Source organism: Halanaerobium congolense, assembly GCF_004366375.1.
Classification (GTDB): domain Bacteria; phylum Bacillota; class Halanaerobiia; order Halanaerobiales; family Halanaerobiaceae; genus Halanaerobium; species Halanaerobium congolense.
On sequence record NZ_SOEF01000079.1, the window covers coordinates 1 to 1995 of the forward strand.

Sequence of the window (1995 nt, forward strand, 5' to 3'; positions counted from 1 at the left end):
ATGATTCTACCACAAAAAGCTTAAAAAATATAGCAATGAAACCATAATGTGTAAATTATTTTTATTAAAATCAGTGTTATTTTATAATATTAAATTACCCATAAGCCTTGCTATGACAGCGTTTATATGGTATAATAATAGTAAGAATATAAGGAAAGGGTGACTTTTAATGTTTCTATCAAATTCATTTCAACAGATAAGTTTTTTTGATAAAGTTCATAATATGCCTAAATATCTGCAGAATATGCTATATAATAGCTGGGCTCATATCTTTCAGGAGATTATTTTCCCTGAAATAAATGAAAATAGATTTGAAGTACTTTACAGTGATAAACCATCCAGGCCTAATTCTCCTGTGAATGTTATCATTGGAGCTCTTTGCTTAAAAGAAATTTTCCAGCTTACTGATGAACAATTATTAGGATCCATCTTTTTTGACGATAGATTTCAATACGCTCTAAGACTAACAAGTGAAGAAAGACCACCTGTTTCTTTTAACACATTTACTAATTTTAGAAATCGGGTTTACGCTTACTATAATCTTACCGACATTGATTTGATTCAGCAGGAAGTAGAATCATTATCCAGATTAATTGCCGAGCATTTAAATATTGATGGACAAAAAGTTAGAATGGATTCATTTATGGTCTCTTCTTCCTGCAAAAATCTTTCTCGTATTGAACTTGTTTATACTGTTAACTACCAATTTATTAAAATGCTTGCTCAACTTTCTACTGACCTTATACCTGAAAAATGTAAATCTTATCTTGAAAAAGGTCATAAAAATGAAACTATCTATAGAACTAAAGACAGTGAAAGTGAAACTAAACTAGAATTTTTATTAAAACAGGCCGGAGAACTATATAATAGCGGTCTGGAAGCCGGTAAAAAAGTTACTGAAACTGAAGAATTTAAAACTTTAAAAAGAATGCTGGGCGAACAAACTAAAGATGATGACAACTTTAATATAGTTGAACCTAAAGAGAGCAAAAATATAGAATCTGATAGTCTGCAGAATCCCAGCGACCCTGATGCTACCTACCGTTTTAAATATGGCAGTAATATTGGTTATGCTGCAAATGTAGTTGAAATTTTTGATGAAAATGGCAGTATCATTACAAACTACGATCTTAAGCCCAACATTTACAGTGATAAACACTTTAGTTCAGATATAATTGAAATACTGAGTGATATTTATGATGATGCGACCACAAATGATAGTGAAGAGAAAATCGACAATACCCTGGAAAACCATGATAAGATTGAGCAGGTAAATTCTTCTACTCAGGAAGAAAATACAGCTTTAATTCAAATATTTATAGACGGCGCTTATTATTCTTTTGACCTTGCTAAAAAAGCTCTAAGTCTGGGGATAATATTAATCCCTGGTGAATTAACCGGTAGAAAACCGGCAGAAGATAAAATGAGCTATGCCAGTTTTAAAATTGATGAACAGGAAAAAGTGATAACTGAATGTGCTAACGAAAAAGAGCCTGTTAAATCAGAGTTCAATGAAGATACAAATACTTATACAGCTAAATTTGATAAAGAGGATTGTCATGGCTGTCCTCATAAAGAAAGCTGCCGTGTTAAAGAACAGGTTAAATATAATTCAATCAGGTTTAGTGAGCAGCAGTATGCCACCGCTAAACTTAGAGAAGAGATGGAAACTAAAGAATACATAAAGCTAACCAGCCAGCGAGCAGGTGTTGAGGGTATTCCTTCAGTCTTTAGAAGAGTCTACAATGTAGACAATATGCCCGTCAGGGGATTAGTGCGCTCAAAAATATGGTTTGGGATAAAAATAATGGCAAGTAATGTCAAAAAGTTGTTCAAAAGCGTAAAACTGGCGGGTATTTAGAAAGATACCTGTCTTATTTTCTTTTGTTTTACTATAATTTGTCAGTATATTATTTTTTAACTTTAAAATTAATATACCTGCCAATAATCTGTCTGTTTAATTTTTAAAACGCTGTCTTTTGGTGGTCAAATCAT

The 1995-nt window shown here is 32.0% G+C and carries 1 protein-coding gene; it reads left to right on the forward strand.

Going from position 1 to position 1995, the window contains the following annotated elements; translation table 11 throughout:
• Positions 1 to 169: 169 nt before the first annotated feature.
• Positions 170 to 1861, forward strand: a complete 1692-nt coding sequence (locus C7954_RS13470) for a transposase (protein WP_133530722.1) — start codon at positions 170 to 172, stop codon at positions 1859 to 1861.
• Positions 1862 to 1995: the final 134 nt, after the last annotated feature.